Genomic DNA, 16,137 nt, shown 5'->3' with positions numbered 1-16,137 from the left:
GCCCCACGAAGGGTTTGCCACCACCCGCTGCCCTTCGTCCCTCTTTCCCAGCGCCTTGTCGAACATGCTCCGCCGGCTGCTTCCGCCCCGTTCGATCGCCGCCTTGATGCTCATCGCGGTGGGTACGCCTTCCGCCTTCGGCTGGTCGATCCCCATCAACCAGGCCAGCCGCCGGGTCTACCTGCATGTGGGCAATGGCGCGCCCGCCGGCAACAGCAGCGCCACCAGCGGACCCATCAACCTCGTCCGGGTGAGCGTGCCCGCCAACCAGTTGGGCAATGGCGTGGCCCAGGCCATGACGAGCAACAGCACGCAGTCCAACAGCCTGCAGGGCGACAACTACCTGACCTGCCCGACGCCGTCCAGCCAGCTGCTGATCGGCGCCTCCTACCAGCGCAACAACAACGGTGCGCCAGCCAGTGCCACGCTGCGTGTGAGCTCGCCCGCCGTGCTCACCAATGCCAACGGAGACACCATCCCCATCTCCGAAATCAGCTGGACCGTGGGCGCGCCGGGCAGCGGCGCGCCCAACGTGATCCCCGCCGGCACCTTCAGCGGCAGCTCGCAGTTCCTGGCCACCATTCCGGCCAATACCTACATCGAGAACTGCCACAGTTTCCGCTACGCCAACAGCGCGATGCGCGCGGCGGGCACGTATGCGGCGCGCGTCACCTACACGGTCACCAGCCCATGAAACGCGCCGCCTGCCTCCTGGCCGCAGTGGCGGCCATGGCCACCACCGCGGCCCGGGCCGAGACGCACCGGCTCGACGACTCACTCACCCACACCGTGCCCCCCCATGTGCAGATGCAGTGGCGCCCATTGCAGGCCGCGGCCGACGGCTCGGGGGCGGTCGAGGCCTGGGTGCGGGTCAACGTGCGCCTCGACACGCGCGCCTTCGTGCAACGCAGCGGGCGCGTCTACCTGGCGCTGGAGCGCGACCAGTCCTCGCCCGTGGAAGCGGTGTGGACCTCGCAGGGCCGGCTGCAGCCGGGCCGCGTGGTCAGCGGCGAGCGCACGCTGGTGTTCGCCGGCGTGATCCCGGGTGCCACGCTGGACGACCAGTTGAACATGCGCCTGCGCGCGCAGACCGACTGGCAGAGCGATCAACGCCGGCTGAACTTCCATTTCGAATTCGATGCAGACTGAACCGCTCCGACGCCTTGGCGTCCTCATCGTGACGCTCGGGGCCTTGGCCTTGGGCGTCACCGCACCCGCTGCGCACGCGCAGGGCTTCTCGGCCTACGTCACGCCACCGCGCTTCGAGCTGCGCGTGCAGCCCGGGACGACCCTGCGTCAGGTGTTCGAGCTGCAGCAGACGGGCAACGCACGCGGCCAGTACCGCGTCTACACCAACGACTGGATCTTCCAGCCCGACCAGACGGTGGATTTCGTCGACGCGCTGACGCCCGAGAGCTGCCGGCCCTGGGTGGCGATCGAGCGACGCGAATTCGCCGTGGAGCCGGGCGCGCGCTACCGCTACCGCTTCGAGATCACGCCCCCGGCTGACACCCCTGCGCGTGAATGCCGCTTCGCGATCATGGTGGAAGGGCGCGACCCCACCGTCGGCGGCAACGTGCAGGCCGCCGGCCGCATCGGCATCGTCGTCTACGCGGCCGTGGGCGACGCCGCGCCACGCCTGGAACTGGCCGACACCCGCGTGGAGACCTTGAACGGCCACGCCACGCCCGTGCTGCTGGTGCGCAACACCGGCAACGCGCATGGCCGGCTCGGCGGCTTCGTGGAAGGCACGGACGATGCCGGACAGCGCATCGAGTTCGGCCCGGCCGACCTGCCCATCCTGCCCGGCGAGACGCGGCGCGTGCCGCTCGTGGCCCTGGGCGAGGGCAAACAGGCCGCGCCCACGGTGCGGTTTCCGGTGCGCATCCAGGGCAAGCTCGAGTGGGGGCGCAACACGCTGGCGCTGGACGCGCGCTTCGCCCCATGACCTTCGCGCGGGCGCGCCCGCGAAGCCACGCCCTGCTGGCAGCGCTTCTTCTGGCCTGGCCGGGGCTGGCGCCGGCACAAACGGCCGCACCAACGGCCGCAGCAACGTCCACGCATGCGCCGACACCCACGCCAGCCCCCGCCCCCTACGTGGACCGCGAAATCGAAGGCCTGCCCCCCCAGGAGGTGGATGACGCTCCCGCGCTCGACTACGACGCCAGCGGCTGGCCGCGCTACCTGCGCCTGGAAGCCCGGCTCGCCAGCGATCCTTTCGATCGGCGCGGCGGCAGCTACCTGGGCTACGGCGGCTATGGCCAGCTGGAAACACCCAACCATGGCGCGCTGTCCTTCGACGGCCAGTACAGCCCGCGCAGCGGCGGCGGCACGCTCACCCTGCGCCAGCGCGGCGTGCCGTTGGGCGACGGCTGGGTCGGCAACCACGAACTGGGCCTCATCAACTCGCTGGCGCCCAGTCTCACGCGGCTGCCCTCGCGCGTGTACGTGCCCTCCAGCTACCTGCGCGGCCTCAGCGGCGAATGGGAGCGGCCCGACGCCGGCTGGCAGTGGCAGCTCAGCAGCGGTCAGCCGGGCCGCCTGGGCATCCTGCCCGACACGCGCTTCATCACCACGCCGGGGCGGCGGCACACGCTGGGCGCGCAATGGCGCCCCAGCAGCAGCGACGGCTGGGGCGTGGCCCTGCAGCACGAGCGGGCCGAGGGCGTGCGCCCCTTTGGCCTGCCCGACAGCGCGCCCTTGCTGGACGCCGACGCCACGCGCCTGGCGCTGCGCCATGACGCGGGCGCGCTGCGCTGGCAAGCGCAGTGGCTCAGCGACCGCTCCAGCGCAATCGCCGGTTCGCGCCAGGGCGGCTGGGCCGACGTGGAATGGGACAGCGACAGCGGCGCCTGGTCGCACGGCGTGGGCGCCTACCGGCTCGACACCGGCCTGAGCTGGGCCGGCCAGCCCATGGCCAGCGACCTCGAAGGCCTGTACCTGCGCACGCGCTACCTGCAGCGGCGCTGGTCGGCCGACGGCTCGCTCGACTGGTTGCGCAGCATCAGCCGTCGCGACAGCCGCGGCTTCTACGGCACCGGCAGCCTGCGTTGGCGCGTGGGCCGCGACAGCCAGGCCAGCGTGGGCCTGGCCGTGCGCGATCTGGACGGGCGCGACTGGAGCGCCTACGGCGACTGGCGCTGGACCAACGACCTGGGCGCCAGCGGCCTGCGCCTGGAAGCGGAAGGCGGCGACAGCCGGCGCCGCCTGACGCGCTTGGTGCACGACCAGGAATGGCCCGTGAGCACGGGCTGGGCCCTGTCCAGCAGCCTGGGCATCGCGCGCCAAGGCGAACAGGCCGGTCGCGGCCTCACCGGCAACCAGTGGACGGCCGCACTCAACGCCAGCGTGCCCGTGGGCCAACGCGCCGGCCTGCGCGGCAGCCTCAGCACCGAACAGGGCCCTGGCAGCGCCCAACGCAGCTCCATCAACCTCAACGCCAACTGGCGCCTGAACAACCGCTGGGAGCTGGAAGGCAGCTGGGTCTGGAACCGCGGCCAGTTCCCGGTGGTGGCCTCGCTGGACCCGCTGACGCCACCCGTGGTCGTCGACCAGACGCTGTCGGGCCGCTCGTTCTACCTGTTGCTGCGCTACCAGCGCCAGGCCGGCAGCCGCGACTTTCCCCTGGGCGGTCAGGCCGGTCAGGGCGGCGGGCGGCTCGAGGGCGTGGTGTTCTTCGACGGCAACCGCAACGGCGTGCAAGAGGCCAATGAACTCGGCGTACCCAACGCCACGGTGTTCCTGGACAACCGCTACGCGATGCGCACCGACAGCCAGGGGCGCTTCGAATTCCCGCTGGTCGCCAGCGGCACGCACACGGTGACGCTGCGCGCCGACAGCCTGCCGCTGCCCTGGAACGTTGTCGGCGACGGTTCACTGCCGACCGAAGTGCAGTTGCGCCAGACCACGCGGCTGAGCCTGTCGGTGCAGCGCGCCGAGTAACCGCGCAGCGTACGCCGGCGGTGGTCGCAAGCGGCGCCAAGCCCACGTTCGCCCTGCGGGTTCGGTTCAAGTCCTCGGTCAAAAGGTCGATAAAGGCGGCATGTGTCCGACCGCCCTTCGTGTTGCTTGCGCCCTGCTCGTGCTGGCCGCGCCCCTGAGCGCCCGGCCCGAGTCGAGCCTTGCCACGGGCGCCAATGCCTCGGCCAGCGCCTCGGTGAACTTCCGCATCGTGATACCACCGATGACCCGCGTGATGGACAACCGCCACCCGGCCACTCTGTGGGCGGCGGGCGGCGCCCCCGAGGCGCACCAGGAGCTGGTGGTGCTGACGACCCTGCCTCAGGGCTTTTGCGCCCGTCTGCGGTTGACCTCGCCCGAGGTTCGCGAATGGACGCTGAGCACCCGGGCGCCGGGCGTGAGCGTGCAGCGCACGGGCGAGGGTTATCGCGTCTGTACGCCGCGCCATGGCCGCCACACACTGGCCCTGCACCACGAATTCGCGCTGCGCGACCCTGCCGACGCCCAGACCCCCATGCCCTGGCCCGTGCAGACCGAGCTCAGCGCACTCTGAGCACCGACCTGGGGCGCTGCCCCGAAGGCAAAAGGCAGCGGCAGCACCGCTTGGGTACGCGAGAGGACGGCGCGAGCAACCCCGCCCGCCGAGGGCCAATCGAGCGTGAGGTTGCCCCGATTGGACCCTTCGTGGTCGCTGGTCCACGAAACACCGTTTCGGGATGTAAGCCTCGCACCGACAGCCTGAGGCCACGACGCAGGATTTTTGCTGCACTGCGCCAATTTGTTCTGCACTTATCGTTCCCCGCGCGTCGGCGCGGTCTGGGCCGGGGCCGTCCAGACGAACGGTTGGCGCATTTCATGATGCGGTCCCACGCGCTGCGCAATGGCCTGCAGCAGTTCCGGCAGGTGGACGAAGCTGTGGCGCCGCACGCCCTGATCGGCGATGCCGCGCAGGATGCGTCGAACCCGTTTCAACCAGGGGGTCTCGTCGAACGGCCCATGAACCACCACGCGCGGGCGCCGCGCCAGCCAGGCCTTCACCTCGGGGTGCCGGTACGCCGCGTGGTTGTCGACGATCAGGTGCAGGCGAACGGACTCTGGCGCCCGCCGATCGACCAGATGCAGGAACCTGAGCCACTTCTGGTGGCGCAACGGGTCGGGTGACGTCGGGATCACCGCTCGCTCCAGCGCCCCGAGCGCGGCGGACAGGCTGGCCGTGCCCAAGTCGTCATGGACCCAGGCGCCCGCGCGCGCGGGCCGGGCGTCATCGCAACCCAGCACCAGCGCGCGCTCGAACGGGCCCACGAACAGCCCCAAGACATCGACCCGTCGGCCCTCGAAGCGGGGTGGATCGTGTGAGACCGCAGCGCCGTCCAATACGTGCGGCTGAATGCCGTTGCGCTGCCACACGCGGCGCACGGTCGTCGCGCTGATGCCCAGGTGCGCGGCCAGGCTGCGCGTGCTCCAGTTCCCGCCCGAGGCCGGTTGCTCGTTCTGCGTCGTGCGCAGGACGTACCACTCGACCGCGGCGGTCACGCTCGGTGCGCGCCCCGAGCGCGCGGCGTCCTGCATCAGTGCCTGCACACCGCCTTCGATGAAGCGCCTGCGCCACAAGGCCACCTGCCGCCGATCGAGTTTCACCTCGTCGGCGATCTCCTTGTTCTGCCAGCCCTGTGCCGCCAGCAGGATCACGCTGGCGCGCTGCTGCACGCGGGCCTCCACCCGCCGCCCCTTGGCCAGCGCGCGAAGTTCACGCTCGGTTTGCGCGTCCGTCTCTATCGGCTCCGCCACTCGCATCGCTTCCATCTCCCGAAAGACCGCTCCGCCCGAAATCATAAGTGCAATCAATTTCGGCGCACCCGCGCAGTGTCCGGCAGACCGTTCGTTCCGACAAGTTTTCCATCGCATGCATCGCGTGGCTTAACTCAAGCTTCGTTACATGTGGCCCTGGCACGCGCTCCAAGAATGAATCGGTCGGCGCGGGCTGCATGCCCGCGTTTCCGTTTCCAACGAACGCCGGGAGTCCATGTATGTCGTGCTTCAGCCGCTACACGTCCTTGCGCGCCATGCCGGTGCACTTCGCGCACTTGCATGGGGCCCGTCCATCGAACATCACCATCCGCGGGGGGCCGTGACATGGCCCGCGCCAGCGCCCACACGCTCGAGAGGATCAAGGCCAGGGTCGAACGGCCCTCGCCTTCACCCTCGCACGCCGAAGACCATGCCGGCACCGTCGTCCCTCTCTACAACGAGCACGACCTCGCCCACAGCCTGGCCCCCTGGGCCAACCTCGCCCAGCGCGAGCAACAGGCCAAGGCCTGGCTGGTGCTCACCGACCTGTGCGTACTCGCCGTCTGCTTCGTCGCCGGGCGCCTGCCCGCGTGGCTGCGCGACGAGGTGAGCTTCTCGCAGGCCATGAACGTCTGGTGGGCCGCCAACGGCCACCTGCGCCTCACGCTGTTCGCCGGCATCGCCATCGCCATGGTCACCTGGATGTGGGCCGTGCAGAGCCACTACAGCACCCACCGCCGCAAGCCCTGGTGGGACGAAACCCGCCAGTTGATCCAGGTCATCGCGCTCGCGGCCTTGCTCGACGCCATGGTGATCTACCTCGCCAAGTGGCCGCTCTCTCGCCTGTGGACGGGCGCCACCTGGGCCCTCGTGCTCGTGTGCCTGCCGCTGGCCCGCCTGGCCGTGCGCACGGTGCTGCTGCGCGCGGGCCTGCTCACCCAGCCCTACGTGCTCATCGGCCACCCCGACGACGTGGAGAAGGCCGCCGCCGCGCTGGCCAGCGACCCCTTGCTGGGCTACAAGCCCGTGGCCGTGGTCTGCCCCGATCCCGGCGCGCGACTGGTCCAGCTCGGTGGCGGGCACATGGTCGCGCCCACGGCACTCACGCCCGGCGTGCGCGAATTCCTCGCGCGGCCCGGCCCGCACCAGCTGGTGGGCGTGCTCGGCATCCGCGACAACAACTGGCTGCGCGAACTCGCCGAGGAACTCATGCTCACGCGCGACGACCTCGTCATGGTGCCCGCGCTCGGCGGTCTGCCCATCTACGGCATGGAGGTCTCGCACTTCTTCAGCCACGACGTGCTGCTGCTGCGCACCCGCAACAACCTCAACCGTCGCGGCCCGCAATTGCTCAAGCGCGCGCTCGACGTGGTGGGCTCTGCCGCGCTGTTGGTGCTGCTGTCGCCGCTGCTGGCCTGGGTCGCGTGGCGCATCAAGCGCGACGACGCGGGCCCCGTCTTCTTCGTGCAGAAGCGCGTGGGCGTGGACGGCCAACTGTTCGACTTCATCAAGTTCCGCAGCATGGTGATGGACGCCGACGCCGCGCTGGAGCGCTGGAAGACCGAGAACGAGAAGCTCTACGTGCAGTACCTGGCCAGCAACTTCAAGCTCGCCAACGACCCGCGCATCACGCCCATCGGCCGCCTCATCCGCCGCACCAGCATCGACGAGCTGCCCCAGCTCATCAACGTCCTGCGCGGCGACATGAGCCTGGTCGGCCCGCGCCCGTTGCTGCCGCGCGAGCTGGACGACTACGGCAAGAGCATCGCCGCCTACGGCAAGGCCCGCCCCGGCATCACCGGCCTGTGGCAGATCAGCGGCCGCAGCGCCAGCACTTTTCAACACCGCATCAACATGGACCTCTGGTACGTGCGCAACTGGTCACTCTGGTACGACCTGGTGATCATGCTTCGCACCGTGCGGGTGGTCCTCAAACAGGAGGGAGCCTGCTGATGAACACACCCGACACCATCTACGTCGCCGGCCACAAGGGCATGGTCGGCTCGGCCATCGAGCGCCAACTGCTCGCGGCCGGGCACCCCGCCAGCCGCATCCTCACGCGCACGCACGCCGAACTCAACCTGGTGGACCAGGCCGCCGTTCGCGCCTTCTTCGCGCGGCACAAGCCGCAGCAGGTGTACCTCGCGGCGGCCAAGGTCGGCGGCATCCACGCCAACAACGTCTTCCCCGCCGACTTCATCTATCACAACCTCATGATCGCGGCCAACGTGATCGAGGCGGCCTTCTGCAACGGCGTGCAGAAGCTGCTGTTCCTCGGCTCCAGCTGCATCTACCCGCGGCTTGCCGAGCAGCCCATGAGCGAACAGGCCCTGCTCACCGGCCCGCTGGAGGCCACCAACGAGCCCTACGCGGTGGCCAAGATCGCCGGCATCAAGCTGTGCGAGAGCTACAACCGCCAGTTCGGTGCCAGCCACGGCGTGGACTACCGCAGCGTGATGCCCACCAACCTCTATGGCCCGGGCGACAACTACCACCCCGAGAACAGCCACGTCATCCCCGCGCTGATCCGCCGCTTCCACGAGGCGAAGGAGAACGACGCGCCCGAGGTCGCCATCTGGGGCAGCGGCAAGCCGCTGCGCGAGTTCCTGTACGTGGACGACATGGCCGCCGCTTGCGTGCACGTGATGAACCTGCCCAAGGCGCACTACGAGCAGCACACGCAGCCGATGCTCAGCCACATCAACGTGGGCTCGGGTTCGGACATGACCATCGCCGAGCTCGCGCACAGCATCGCGCGCGTCACCGGCTACAGCGGCCGCATCGGCTTCGACGCCAGCAAGCCCGACGGCGCGCCCCGCAAGTTGATGGACAGCAGCCGCCTGCGCAGCCTGGGCTGGCAGGCCAAGGTCGATCTGCCCCGCGGACTGGCCCTGACCTACCAGGACTTCCTCAAGCACACCGCCCAACGTCCTTCACCCGTCGCCGCGCTATGACCACCAATCCCACCCCCAACGCCCGCCCCAAGGTCGCCCTCATCACCGGTGTCACCGGGCAGGACGGCTCCTACCTCGCCGAACTGCTGCTCGACAAGGGCTATGTCGTGCACGGCATCAAGCGCCGCAGCAGCCAGTTCAACACCCAGCGCGTGGACCACATCTACCAGGACCCGCACATCGAGAACGCGCGCTTCAAGCTGCACTACGGCGACCTGAGCGACACCAGCAACCTGATCCGCATCGTGCAGGAAACCCAGCCCGACGAGATCTACAACCTGGGCGCGCAGAGCCACGTGGCGGTGAGCTTCGACAGCCCCGAGTACACCGCCGACGTGGACGGCATGGGCACGCTGCGCCTGCTCGAGGCCATCCGCATCCTGGGCCTGGAGAAGAAGACGCGCTTCTACCAGGCCAGCACCTCCGAGCTGTATGGCCTGGTGCAGGAGATCCCGCAAAAGGAGAGCACGCCCTTCTACCCGCGCAGCCCCTACGCGGTGGCCAAGCTCTACGCGTACTGGATCGTCGTGAACTACCGCGAGGCCTACGGCATGTACGCCTGCAACGGCATCCTCTTCAACCACGAGAGCCCGCGCCGCGGCGAGACCTTCGTCACCCGCAAGATCACGCGCGGCCTGGCCAACATCGCCCAGGGCCTGGAGGACTGCCTCTACATGGGCAACCTCGACTCGCTGCGCGACTGGGGCCACGCCAAGGACTACGTGCGCATGCAGTGGATGATGCTGCAGCAGGAGCAGCCCGAGGACTTCGTCATCGCCACGGGCGTGCAGTACAGCGTGCGCCAGTTCATCGACATGAGCGCGCGCGAACTGGGCATCACCCTGCGCTTCGAGGGCAAGGGCGTGGACGAGCGGGCCGTCGTGCAGTCCGTCGAGGGCGAGCACGCGCCGGCGCTCAAACCCGGCCAGGTGGTCGTGAAGGTGGACCCCCGTTACTTCCGCCCCACCGAGGTGGAAACCCTGCTCGGCGACCCCGCCAAGGCCAAGGCCGCACTGGGCTGGGTGCCGCAGATCGCCCTGCAGGAAATGGTGACGGAGATGGTGGTCGCCGACCTGGAAGAGGCCCGGCGCCACGCCCTGCTCAAGAACCACGGCTACGCGGTTGCCGTGTCCAGCGAGCACTGAGCACCAGAGGCCCACGCCATGTCGATCACCCTGCGCGCCGCCGCCTTGCGCCATTCGCCACTCGCCCGCCGCATGGCCTCGGGCGCGGGCGCCTACGGCTATGCGCAGGCGGTCAGCATCGGCACGCAGCTGGTGTCATTGCCGCTGTTCCTGCACTACTGGGACATGGCCACCTACGGCTACTGGCTGGCGCTGACCGCGCTGCCCTTCTACCTGTCGATGGCCGACGCGGGCATCTCCCACGCAGCGTGCAACCGCATGATCGGCCTCATCACGCAGGGCCAGAAGGCGCGCGCCGCCGAGGTGTTCCAGAGCGCACTGGCCTTCCTGCTGGCGGTGTCGTTGCTGGCGCTGCTTGTCGTGGGCGGCACGCTGTGGCTGCTGCCGTCCGCCACGCTGGCCGCGCCGCAGTGGAAGGCGGTGCTCATGCTGCTGTCCGTCAGCGTGGTGCTGGCGCTCTTCTGCAGCCTGGCCGAGGTGGTCTACAAGGCCACCGGCGGCTACGCGGCGGGCACCTACCTCGTCACCACCGGCCGGCTGTGCGACTGGACGGGCGGCCTGATCGGCCTGGCGCTCACGCAAAGCTTCATCGGCGTGGCCGCGTCGATGCTGCTGGCCCGCGTGGGCTACACGCTGCTGAGCCTGTGGCTGAGCCAGCACCGCACCGATTTCCTTCGCTGGGGCGTGCGGCAAGCCCGATGGCGCGACATCCGTGACACGGCCAAGCCGGGCGCGCTGTTCTTCTCGCTCTCGCTCACCAATGCGCTGAGCCTGCAAGGCTTCACCCTGCTGGTGGCGGCCACATTGGGCCCGGCCGCCACCGCCGTGTTCAACACCTACCGCACCATCGCGCGGGTGGTGGTACAGGTCACCAACGCGCTGAGCAACCCGCTCTGGCCGGAACTCACCGCGCTCAAGGGCCAGCAGGGCGACGGCCCGTTCTGGCAGCTCTACCGCCGCGCCAAGCGCCTGGGCCTGCTCATCGCCACCGCGGGCGCGCTGCTGGTGTTCCTGGCCGCGCCCTGGCTGCTGGAGGTGTGGACGCACGGCCAGATTCCCTTCACCGCCACCACCATGGCGCTGTTCCTGCTCTACGCGGCCACGTGCTCGGCCACGCAGGTGCCGCGCGTGGTGCTCATGTCCATCAACCGCCACGCCGGCCTGGCCGCGCAGAGCCTGCTGGCCGCCGCGGTCGCGCTGGTGGTGGCCTGGCTGGTGTGGCCCCGCGCGGGCATGACGGGCGTGGTGGGTGCCATGGTGCTGGGCGAGGCACTGGTCTGGCTCACCGCCACGCGCGCCGTGCACCGACTGCGCACGCACCACCCGCAACCCACGGGGGTCGCCGCATGATCGTCGACCTGAACCACGCCCCGCCGCCGGACACCGCGCACGAGGTGGTGATCGTCGGTGGCGGCACCGTGGCGCTGCTGCTGGCGGTGCTGCTGGAGCGCCAGGGCCAGCGCGTGCTGGTGCTCGAGTCGGGCGGCGGCGGTTTCGAAACGCCCTCGCAGGCGCTCAACGACGCCACCGTCATTGGCCGCGCCCACAACGGCATCGCCGTGGCCCGCGGGCGCGCCCTGGGTGGCACATCCAACCTCTGGGGCGGGCAACTCACCGGCTTCGTGCCGTCCGACTTCGAGGCCCGCGCGGGTGTGTCCGACGCGCCCTGGCCCATCACCTACGACGAGTTGCTGCCCTGGTACGAGGCCGTGGCCAGGGAGTTGCGCCTGGCCGACGCGCTCGACGAGCACACCCCTCAAGCGAAGAAGCTGTTCGGCGACGGCTTCCCCGACATCCCCGGCTTCACGCTGTTCCTCACGCGCTGGCTCAAGGAGCCTGCGCTGGCCCGCTTCTTCGGAGAACGCCTGCGCCAATCGCCCCGGCTCACCGTGCTGCTGCACGCCCACGCCACCGGCCTGGACCTGGCAGCCGACGGCGAGCGCATCGCCGCGGTGCGCGTGGCGCGGCCCGACGGCAGCGCCACCACCGTCCACGGCGACCGGATCGTGCTGGCCAACGGCACCATCGAGATCGCCCGCCTGCTGCTGGCCTGCGCGGCGCAACAGCCCCAGGCGCCCTGGGCGGGCAACCCCTGGGTCGGTGCCGGCTTCCAGGACCACCTGGAGTTGCGCGGCGGCCGCGTGCACCCGCTGGACAAGCCCCGCTTCCTGCGCACGTTCCAGAACATCGTGCTGGGCGGCCACAAGTACCAGCCCAAGCTGCGGTTGAACACCGGTGCCACGAGCCCGGACCCTTCGCTCAACGTCACGGGCTATTTCGCCTTCGAGTCCAGCGTCGCCGAGCACCTGCAGCACCTGAAGGTGATGGCCCGCTCGCTGATGCGCGGCGCCGTGCCGCGCCAGGGCCTGGGCGACGTGCTGCGCCACGTGCGTGGCATGGGCAGCGCCTGGGTGCCGATGGTCGTGCAGTACCTGCGGCACCACCGCATTCACAACCCGGCCGACCGAGGCGTCTGGCTCGTGATGCACGCCGAGCAGGTGCCGCGCGACGACAGCCGCATCACGCTCGACCCCCAGCGCCGGGACCGCTTCGGCATGCCGCTGGCCGCGCTGGACTGGCGCATCGGCGGCCAGGCCGAGGTGCGCGCCATGGCCGCCTTCGTGCGCCGGGCGAGCGACGGCCTGCAAGCCGCCGGCCTGGCCCGCGTGGAGATCGACCCGCTGCTCGATGGCGAAGACCCGCGCGCGCTGGACCAGGCCACCGACACCTACCACCAGTGCGGCGGCGCGCGCATGGGCCACCACCCGCGCGACGGCGTGGTCGACAGCGAGCTGCGCGTGTTCGGCACGAGCAACCTGTACGTCGCCGGTGCCGCCGTGTTCCGCACCTCCAGTTACGCCAACCCCACCTTCACCGCGCTGGCGCTCACGGCCCGCCTGGCCGAGCGCCTGCGCACATCGACCCCCTCATGGACACCAACGGAACCGATCTGCTGACCCACCGGCTGGGCTTCGGCTGTGGTCGCCTCAACGGAGGCGGCGACAAGGCCACGTCCGTGCGCCTCGTCCACACCGCGCTGGACCTGGGCATCCGCTACTTCGACACAGCGCCCCCCTACGGCCTGGGCGCGTCCGAATCCGTGCTGGGCGAAGCGCTCAAGGGCCGGCAGGAAGTGGTGACTGTGGCCACCAAGGCCGGGCTGGCCCGACCGGCCTCGCCGGGCTTGAAGCAGAAGGCCCGCGCGGTGGTCAAGCCCATCGCCCGCTGGATTCCCGGCCTGCGCCAGGCGGTGCTCAAGGGCATGGCGCGGCGCGCGGCGCCCGCCAACTTCGATTTCGATTTCATCGCCCGCTCGTTCGAGAGCAGCCTGCGGCAACTGCAACGCGGCCGGGTGGATTTCCTGCTGATGCACGAAGCCCAGCCGCACGACCCGCTCGGCCCCTTGCAGTCGCTGCTGGAGCGCTACATGGCCACGGGCCAACTGGGCGCCTACGGCAGCTCCACCGGCGAGCCGGCGAACCAGCTCGTGCGCTTCGGCTCCGTGCGGCAGTACCGATGCCCCGCGCCGGGCGCCGACTGGACGACGGTGAATCCCGCCGACGTGCTGCACGGTGCCTTGCGCTTCGTGGCGCCCGCCATCGGACCGGCGATGGCGCGCGACGGCCAGCTGCGGGACCAACTGGCCAGCCTGCTGCCCGCCGGCACCGACCCGGCCGACGCCACCGGCGCGCTGGCCCTGGCCTACGCCCTGGCCCGCTTCGACAGCCGCCTGCTCATCTCCACCCACCAGCCGCAACGCCTGGTCAGCACCGTCGAACAACTGCGCTGCATCACAGCGTCGGCCGGGTGGCCCGCCGCCATGTCCAGTCTTCACGCCGCCTTCAAGCGGGCACCCGCTTCATGAACGCCTTGCTGCGCTTCGTCTCGCTGTGGCTGCTCGGCCTGGCCGTCTACGTGGGCGGCTGGTACATCGAAGGGCCCGCGTTCCAGGCCGTGCAGATGGGGGCGGTCGCGCTGTTCCTCGGCGCCGCAGGCCTGGCCTTGATGGCCGGCGGCACGCGCCGCCTCGAACTGAGCGCCGCGGAGGCCATCGTGGGCGCCGCGTTCCTGTTCGCCATGCTGGTGGCCTTCATCCGCGGCAACCCCATGTCCACCGCGTACGGCGCCATGTTCCTGGTGGTGCTGGCGTCCGCCGCCGTGCTGGCGCGGCAAGACGCAGCGGCCAGCATCGACGCCGTGTTCCGCCGCGCCTACATCGCGCTCATCGCCTCCGTGCTCGCGACACAGCCCGCCGAGTACCTGGCGTCGGTGGCGGGCACCGTCGAGTACAGCGTCGGTCTGGTGCGCTTCGCGCCGCTGGGCATGCACCCCAACCTCAGCGGGCTGGTGTACGGCGGCGGCGCACTGCTGTTCTTCCAGCACTGCCTGGCCACGCCGCGCCTGCACCACAAGCTGTTCGCGCTGCTGATGTCGGGGCTGTGCCTGAGCATCGTGCTCGCCGCGTCCGCGCGGGCCAGCCTGCTCGCCCTGGGGCTGACCGGTGCCATCGCCGTGGTCCTCATCGCCTGGCGCGGCTCCCGCCGGGCCCGCATGGCCCTGGTGCTGGGGGCCATTGCGCTGCTGGTCGTCGCCGCGGTCAAGGCGGGCGCCATCGCCGACTACCTCACCGTCATCCTGGACCTGGACTCGCCCACCCGCGGCACGGAGTCGGGCGCCACGGGCCGCGAAGTCATCTGGCGCGAGGGCGTCCTGCTGGTGTTCTCCGACCCCCTGCTGTTCTTCACCGGCCGGGGCGTGCGCGCCGCCGGGCCCGAGGTGATCGGTTTCCCGGTGGAGAGCTCCTACATCAACCTCGCGCTCGAGCACGGCGTGGTGTTCGGTCTGCTGATCGCGCTGTGCTTCGTCGTCACCGCCTGGCGCGCGCTGGCCCGCAGCTTCGCCACCGGGGTGATGGACCCCGTCCTTTTCCTCAGCGGCCTGATGCTGGTGTTCGTGCTGTTCCAGTCGGTCTTCAACCGCTACCTGGTCGCGGTCGGCAACCCCTTCTCGCTGCTGGTGCTGTTGCTGCTGCTGCGCCTGAACCTGAGCCCGCCCCGACCCCGGTCGGCCCACTTCCCCCTGACCAGCGCCGCCGTGGGCCACCACGCGGCCCCGCAAGCATGACCTACGTCTTCTGGCACTCCTACCTGATGTTCCACCAGGCCCCGTACATCCGGGCGCTGGCGGAGCTGCCCGGCAACACCGTGCACTGGTGCGTGACGGAGGACGTGCCCGCCTACTACCGCGGGCGCGGCTACCCGCTGCCCGACACCGGCCAGGTGCGCGCGCACATCGCGCCCACGCCCGAACAGATCGCCGAACTGGCGCGGCTGCCCGGCTCGGTGCAGGTGTTCTTCGGCCTGCGTGGCTTCGCGCTGCCGCTGGCCGCTTTCAAGGCCAGCCTGCGCGCGCCGGTGCACCGCTTCCTGATGACGGAGAACCGCTACGAGCCCGGCGCGCGCCTGTTGCCGCGCTGGCTGCTCTACACCTGGGACGCGCTGCGCTACAGGCGCCACCTGCGCGGCCTGTTCTGCATCGGCCACTCGGGCCGCTACGGCGGCACGCGCTTCTTCTCGGCCTGCGGCTACCCCCGGGACCGCATCGTGCCCTTCCTGCACGTGGTGGATGGCGCGCCCTTGCCGCCAGCGCCGCCGTCACGCGACGGGCACAAGGAGATCCTGTACGTGGGCCAGCTGATCCCACGCAAGCGGGTCGATCTGCTGCTGCAGGCCTTCAGCCAACTCGACGAGCCCTCGGCACGCCTGCGCCTCATCGGCAAGGGCCCGGAAGAACAGAACCTGCAGGCGCTCGCGCGCCAACTCGGCATCGCCGATCGCGTGACGTTCGTGCCGGGCCTGCCGAACGCCGGCATCGCCGGGGCCATGGCCGCCGCCGACGCGCTGGTGCTGCCCAGCCGTTTCGATGGCTGGGGCGCGGTAGTCAACGAGGCCCTGATGGTGGGCACACCGGTGGTCTGCAGCAACCGCTGCGGGGCCAGCGACGTGATCGACCCCGGGCGCAACGGCTTCGTGTTCGAGGCCGGCAGCGCAAGTGCCCTGCTGGCGAGCCTGCGCCGCGTCTGCCGGGACTTCCAAGGAGACCGCGCGGCCCTGGCGAGCACCGAGTCCATCCGACTGGGCGGGCCCGTGGCGGCCGCGCGCTTCCAGCACCACGCCCTGCGCCTGCTGGCCCGGCCGGCGGCGCGGCGGCCCACCGCGCCACTGGAGCGTGCGATGCACCAAGGGGAACAGCAGCCATGAGCCTCGCCCGGCCGCACGAAGAGGCTCGCA

Annotated in this window: 14 protein-coding genes; 13 read left to right on the top strand and 1 reads right to left on the bottom strand. The window is 70.5% G+C overall.

The window, feature by feature from the left end; genetic code table 11:
• The first annotated feature begins 103 nt into the window (after positions 1-103).
• From BN948_RS22025 to BN948_RS22005, 5 genes are all read left to right on the top strand, one after another.
• Positions 104-694, top strand: coding sequence for a hypothetical protein (locus BN948_RS22025; protein WP_138820192.1), 591 nt, complete (start codon positions 104-106; stop codon positions 692-694).
• Complete coding sequence (locus BN948_RS22020) at positions 691-1,149, top strand: hypothetical protein (protein ID WP_009515967.1); 459 nt, start codon at positions 691-693, stop codon at positions 1,147-1,149. Before BN948_RS22025 ends, BN948_RS22020 begins: the two co-directional genes overlap by 4 nt.
• Positions 1,150-1,177: 28 nt before the next feature.
• On the top strand, positions 1,178-1,948 hold the full coding sequence (locus BN948_RS26945; RefSeq protein ID WP_039877690.1) for a fimbrial biogenesis chaperone: 771 nt from the start codon (positions 1,178-1,180) through the stop codon (positions 1,946-1,948).
• Positions 1,945-3,942 carry an SdrD B-like domain-containing protein gene (locus tag BN948_RS22010; RefSeq protein ID WP_009515970.1) on the top strand — a complete coding sequence of 666 codons (1,998 nt, stop codon included), beginning with the start codon at positions 1,945-1,947 and terminating at the stop codon, positions 3,940-3,942. The genes BN948_RS26945 and BN948_RS22010 overlap by 4 nt, the downstream gene beginning before the upstream one ends.
• 100 nt (positions 3,943-4,042) lie before the next feature.
• A complete protein-coding gene (locus tag BN948_RS22005; RefSeq protein ID WP_009515971.1) occupies positions 4,043-4,513 on the top strand; it encodes a hypothetical protein in 471 nt (156 codons plus the stop codon).
• A 236-nt stretch (positions 4,514-4,749) separates the two neighbouring features.
• Here the strand turns inward: BN948_RS22005 and BN948_RS22000 are convergent, their stop codons facing one another.
• Complete coding sequence (locus BN948_RS22000) at positions 4,750-5,793, bottom strand: IS630 family transposase (RefSeq protein ID WP_158515861.1); 1,044 nt, start codon at positions 5,791-5,793, stop codon at positions 4,750-4,752.
• A gap of 300 nt (positions 5,794-6,093) precedes the next feature.
• On the opposite strand from BN948_RS22000, the gene wbaP reads away from it, so the two are divergent.
• Genes wbaP through BN948_RS25865 form a run of 8 tightly spaced genes read left to right on the top strand, consistent with a single transcriptional unit; the run spans position 6,094 to position 16,107 of the window.
• Positions 6,094-7,701, top strand: a complete 1,608-nt coding sequence (gene wbaP / locus BN948_RS21995; protein ID WP_009515973.1) for an undecaprenyl-phosphate galactose phosphotransferase WbaP — start codon at positions 6,094-6,096, stop codon at positions 7,699-7,701.
• Complete coding sequence (fcl, locus tag BN948_RS21990; RefSeq protein WP_009515974.1) at positions 7,701-8,702, top strand: GDP-L-fucose synthase; 1,002 nt, start codon at positions 7,701-7,703, stop codon at positions 8,700-8,702. The genes wbaP and fcl overlap by 1 nt, the downstream gene beginning before the upstream one ends.
• Positions 8,699-9,847 carry a GDP-mannose 4,6-dehydratase gene (gene gmd / locus BN948_RS21985; RefSeq protein ID WP_009515975.1) on the top strand — a complete coding sequence of 383 codons (1,149 nt, stop codon included), beginning with the start codon at positions 8,699-8,701 and terminating at the stop codon, positions 9,845-9,847. Before fcl ends, gmd begins: the two co-directional genes overlap by 4 nt.
• Positions 9,848-9,865: 18 nt before the next feature.
• Positions 9,866-11,197, top strand: a complete 1,332-nt coding sequence (locus BN948_RS21980; RefSeq protein ID WP_009515976.1) for a lipopolysaccharide biosynthesis protein — start codon at positions 9,866-9,868, stop codon at positions 11,195-11,197.
• Entirely contained in the window at positions 11,194-12,804 is a 1,611-nt protein-coding gene (locus BN948_RS21975; RefSeq protein ID WP_009515978.1) for a GMC oxidoreductase, read from the top strand. The genes BN948_RS21980 and BN948_RS21975 overlap by 4 nt, the downstream gene beginning before the upstream one ends.
• The gene (locus tag BN948_RS26790) at positions 12,777-13,712 is read left to right on the top strand and encodes an aldo/keto reductase (RefSeq protein WP_009515981.1); all 936 of its coding nucleotides are present in this window, start codon (positions 12,777-12,779) and stop codon (positions 13,710-13,712) included. Before BN948_RS21975 ends, BN948_RS26790 begins: the two co-directional genes overlap by 28 nt.
• On the top strand, positions 13,709-14,971 hold the full coding sequence (locus BN948_RS21965) for a hypothetical protein (protein ID WP_009515982.1): 1,263 nt from the start codon (positions 13,709-13,711) through the stop codon (positions 14,969-14,971). The genes BN948_RS26790 and BN948_RS21965 overlap by 4 nt, the downstream gene beginning before the upstream one ends.
• Positions 14,968-16,107, top strand: coding sequence for a glycosyltransferase (locus BN948_RS25865; protein WP_009515984.1), 1,140 nt, complete (start codon positions 14,968-14,970; stop codon positions 16,105-16,107). The genes BN948_RS21965 and BN948_RS25865 overlap by 4 nt, the downstream gene beginning before the upstream one ends.
• Positions 16,108-16,137: the final 30 nt, after the last annotated feature.

Source organism: Hydrogenophaga intermedia, assembly GCF_000723405.1.
GTDB lineage: Bacteria > Pseudomonadota > Gammaproteobacteria > Burkholderiales > Burkholderiaceae_C > Hydrogenophaga > Hydrogenophaga intermedia.
Note: the sequence above shows the minus strand (reverse complement) of the source record. Positions and strands in the feature narration are given on the sequence as shown.

Bases quoted from the DNA above. Each gene is read 5' to 3' on its own strand.
- BN948_RS22020 (WP_009515967.1), top strand. From the start codon at position 691: ATGAAACGCGCCGCCTGCCTCCTGGCCGCAGTGGCGGCCATGGCCACC.
- BN948_RS22010 (WP_009515970.1), top strand. From the start codon at position 1,945: ATGACCTTCGCGCGGGCGCGCCCGCGAAGCCACGCCCTGCTGGCAGCG.
- BN948_RS22005 (WP_009515971.1), top strand. From the start codon at position 4,043: ATGTGTCCGACCGCCCTTCGTGTTGCTTGCGCCCTGCTCGTGCTGGCC.
- BN948_RS22000 (WP_158515861.1), bottom strand. From the start codon at position 5,793: ATGATTTCGGGCGGAGCGGTCTTTCGGGAGATGGAAGCGATGCGAGTG.
- wbaP (WP_009515973.1), top strand. From the start codon at position 6,094: ATGGCCCGCGCCAGCGCCCACACGCTCGAGAGGATCAAGGCCAGGGTC.
- fcl (WP_009515974.1), top strand. From the start codon at position 7,701: ATGAACACACCCGACACCATCTACGTCGCCGGCCACAAGGGCATGGTC.
- gmd (WP_009515975.1), top strand. From the start codon at position 8,699: ATGACCACCAATCCCACCCCCAACGCCCGCCCCAAGGTCGCCCTCATC.
- BN948_RS21980 (WP_009515976.1), top strand. From the start codon at position 9,866: ATGTCGATCACCCTGCGCGCCGCCGCCTTGCGCCATTCGCCACTCGCC.
- BN948_RS21975 (WP_009515978.1), top strand. From the start codon at position 11,194: ATGATCGTCGACCTGAACCACGCCCCGCCGCCGGACACCGCGCACGAG.
- BN948_RS26790 (WP_009515981.1), top strand. From the start codon at position 12,777: ATGGACACCAACGGAACCGATCTGCTGACCCACCGGCTGGGCTTCGGC.
- BN948_RS21965 (WP_009515982.1), top strand. From the start codon at position 13,709: ATGAACGCCTTGCTGCGCTTCGTCTCGCTGTGGCTGCTCGGCCTGGCC.
- BN948_RS25865 (WP_009515984.1), top strand. From the start codon at position 14,968: ATGACCTACGTCTTCTGGCACTCCTACCTGATGTTCCACCAGGCCCCG.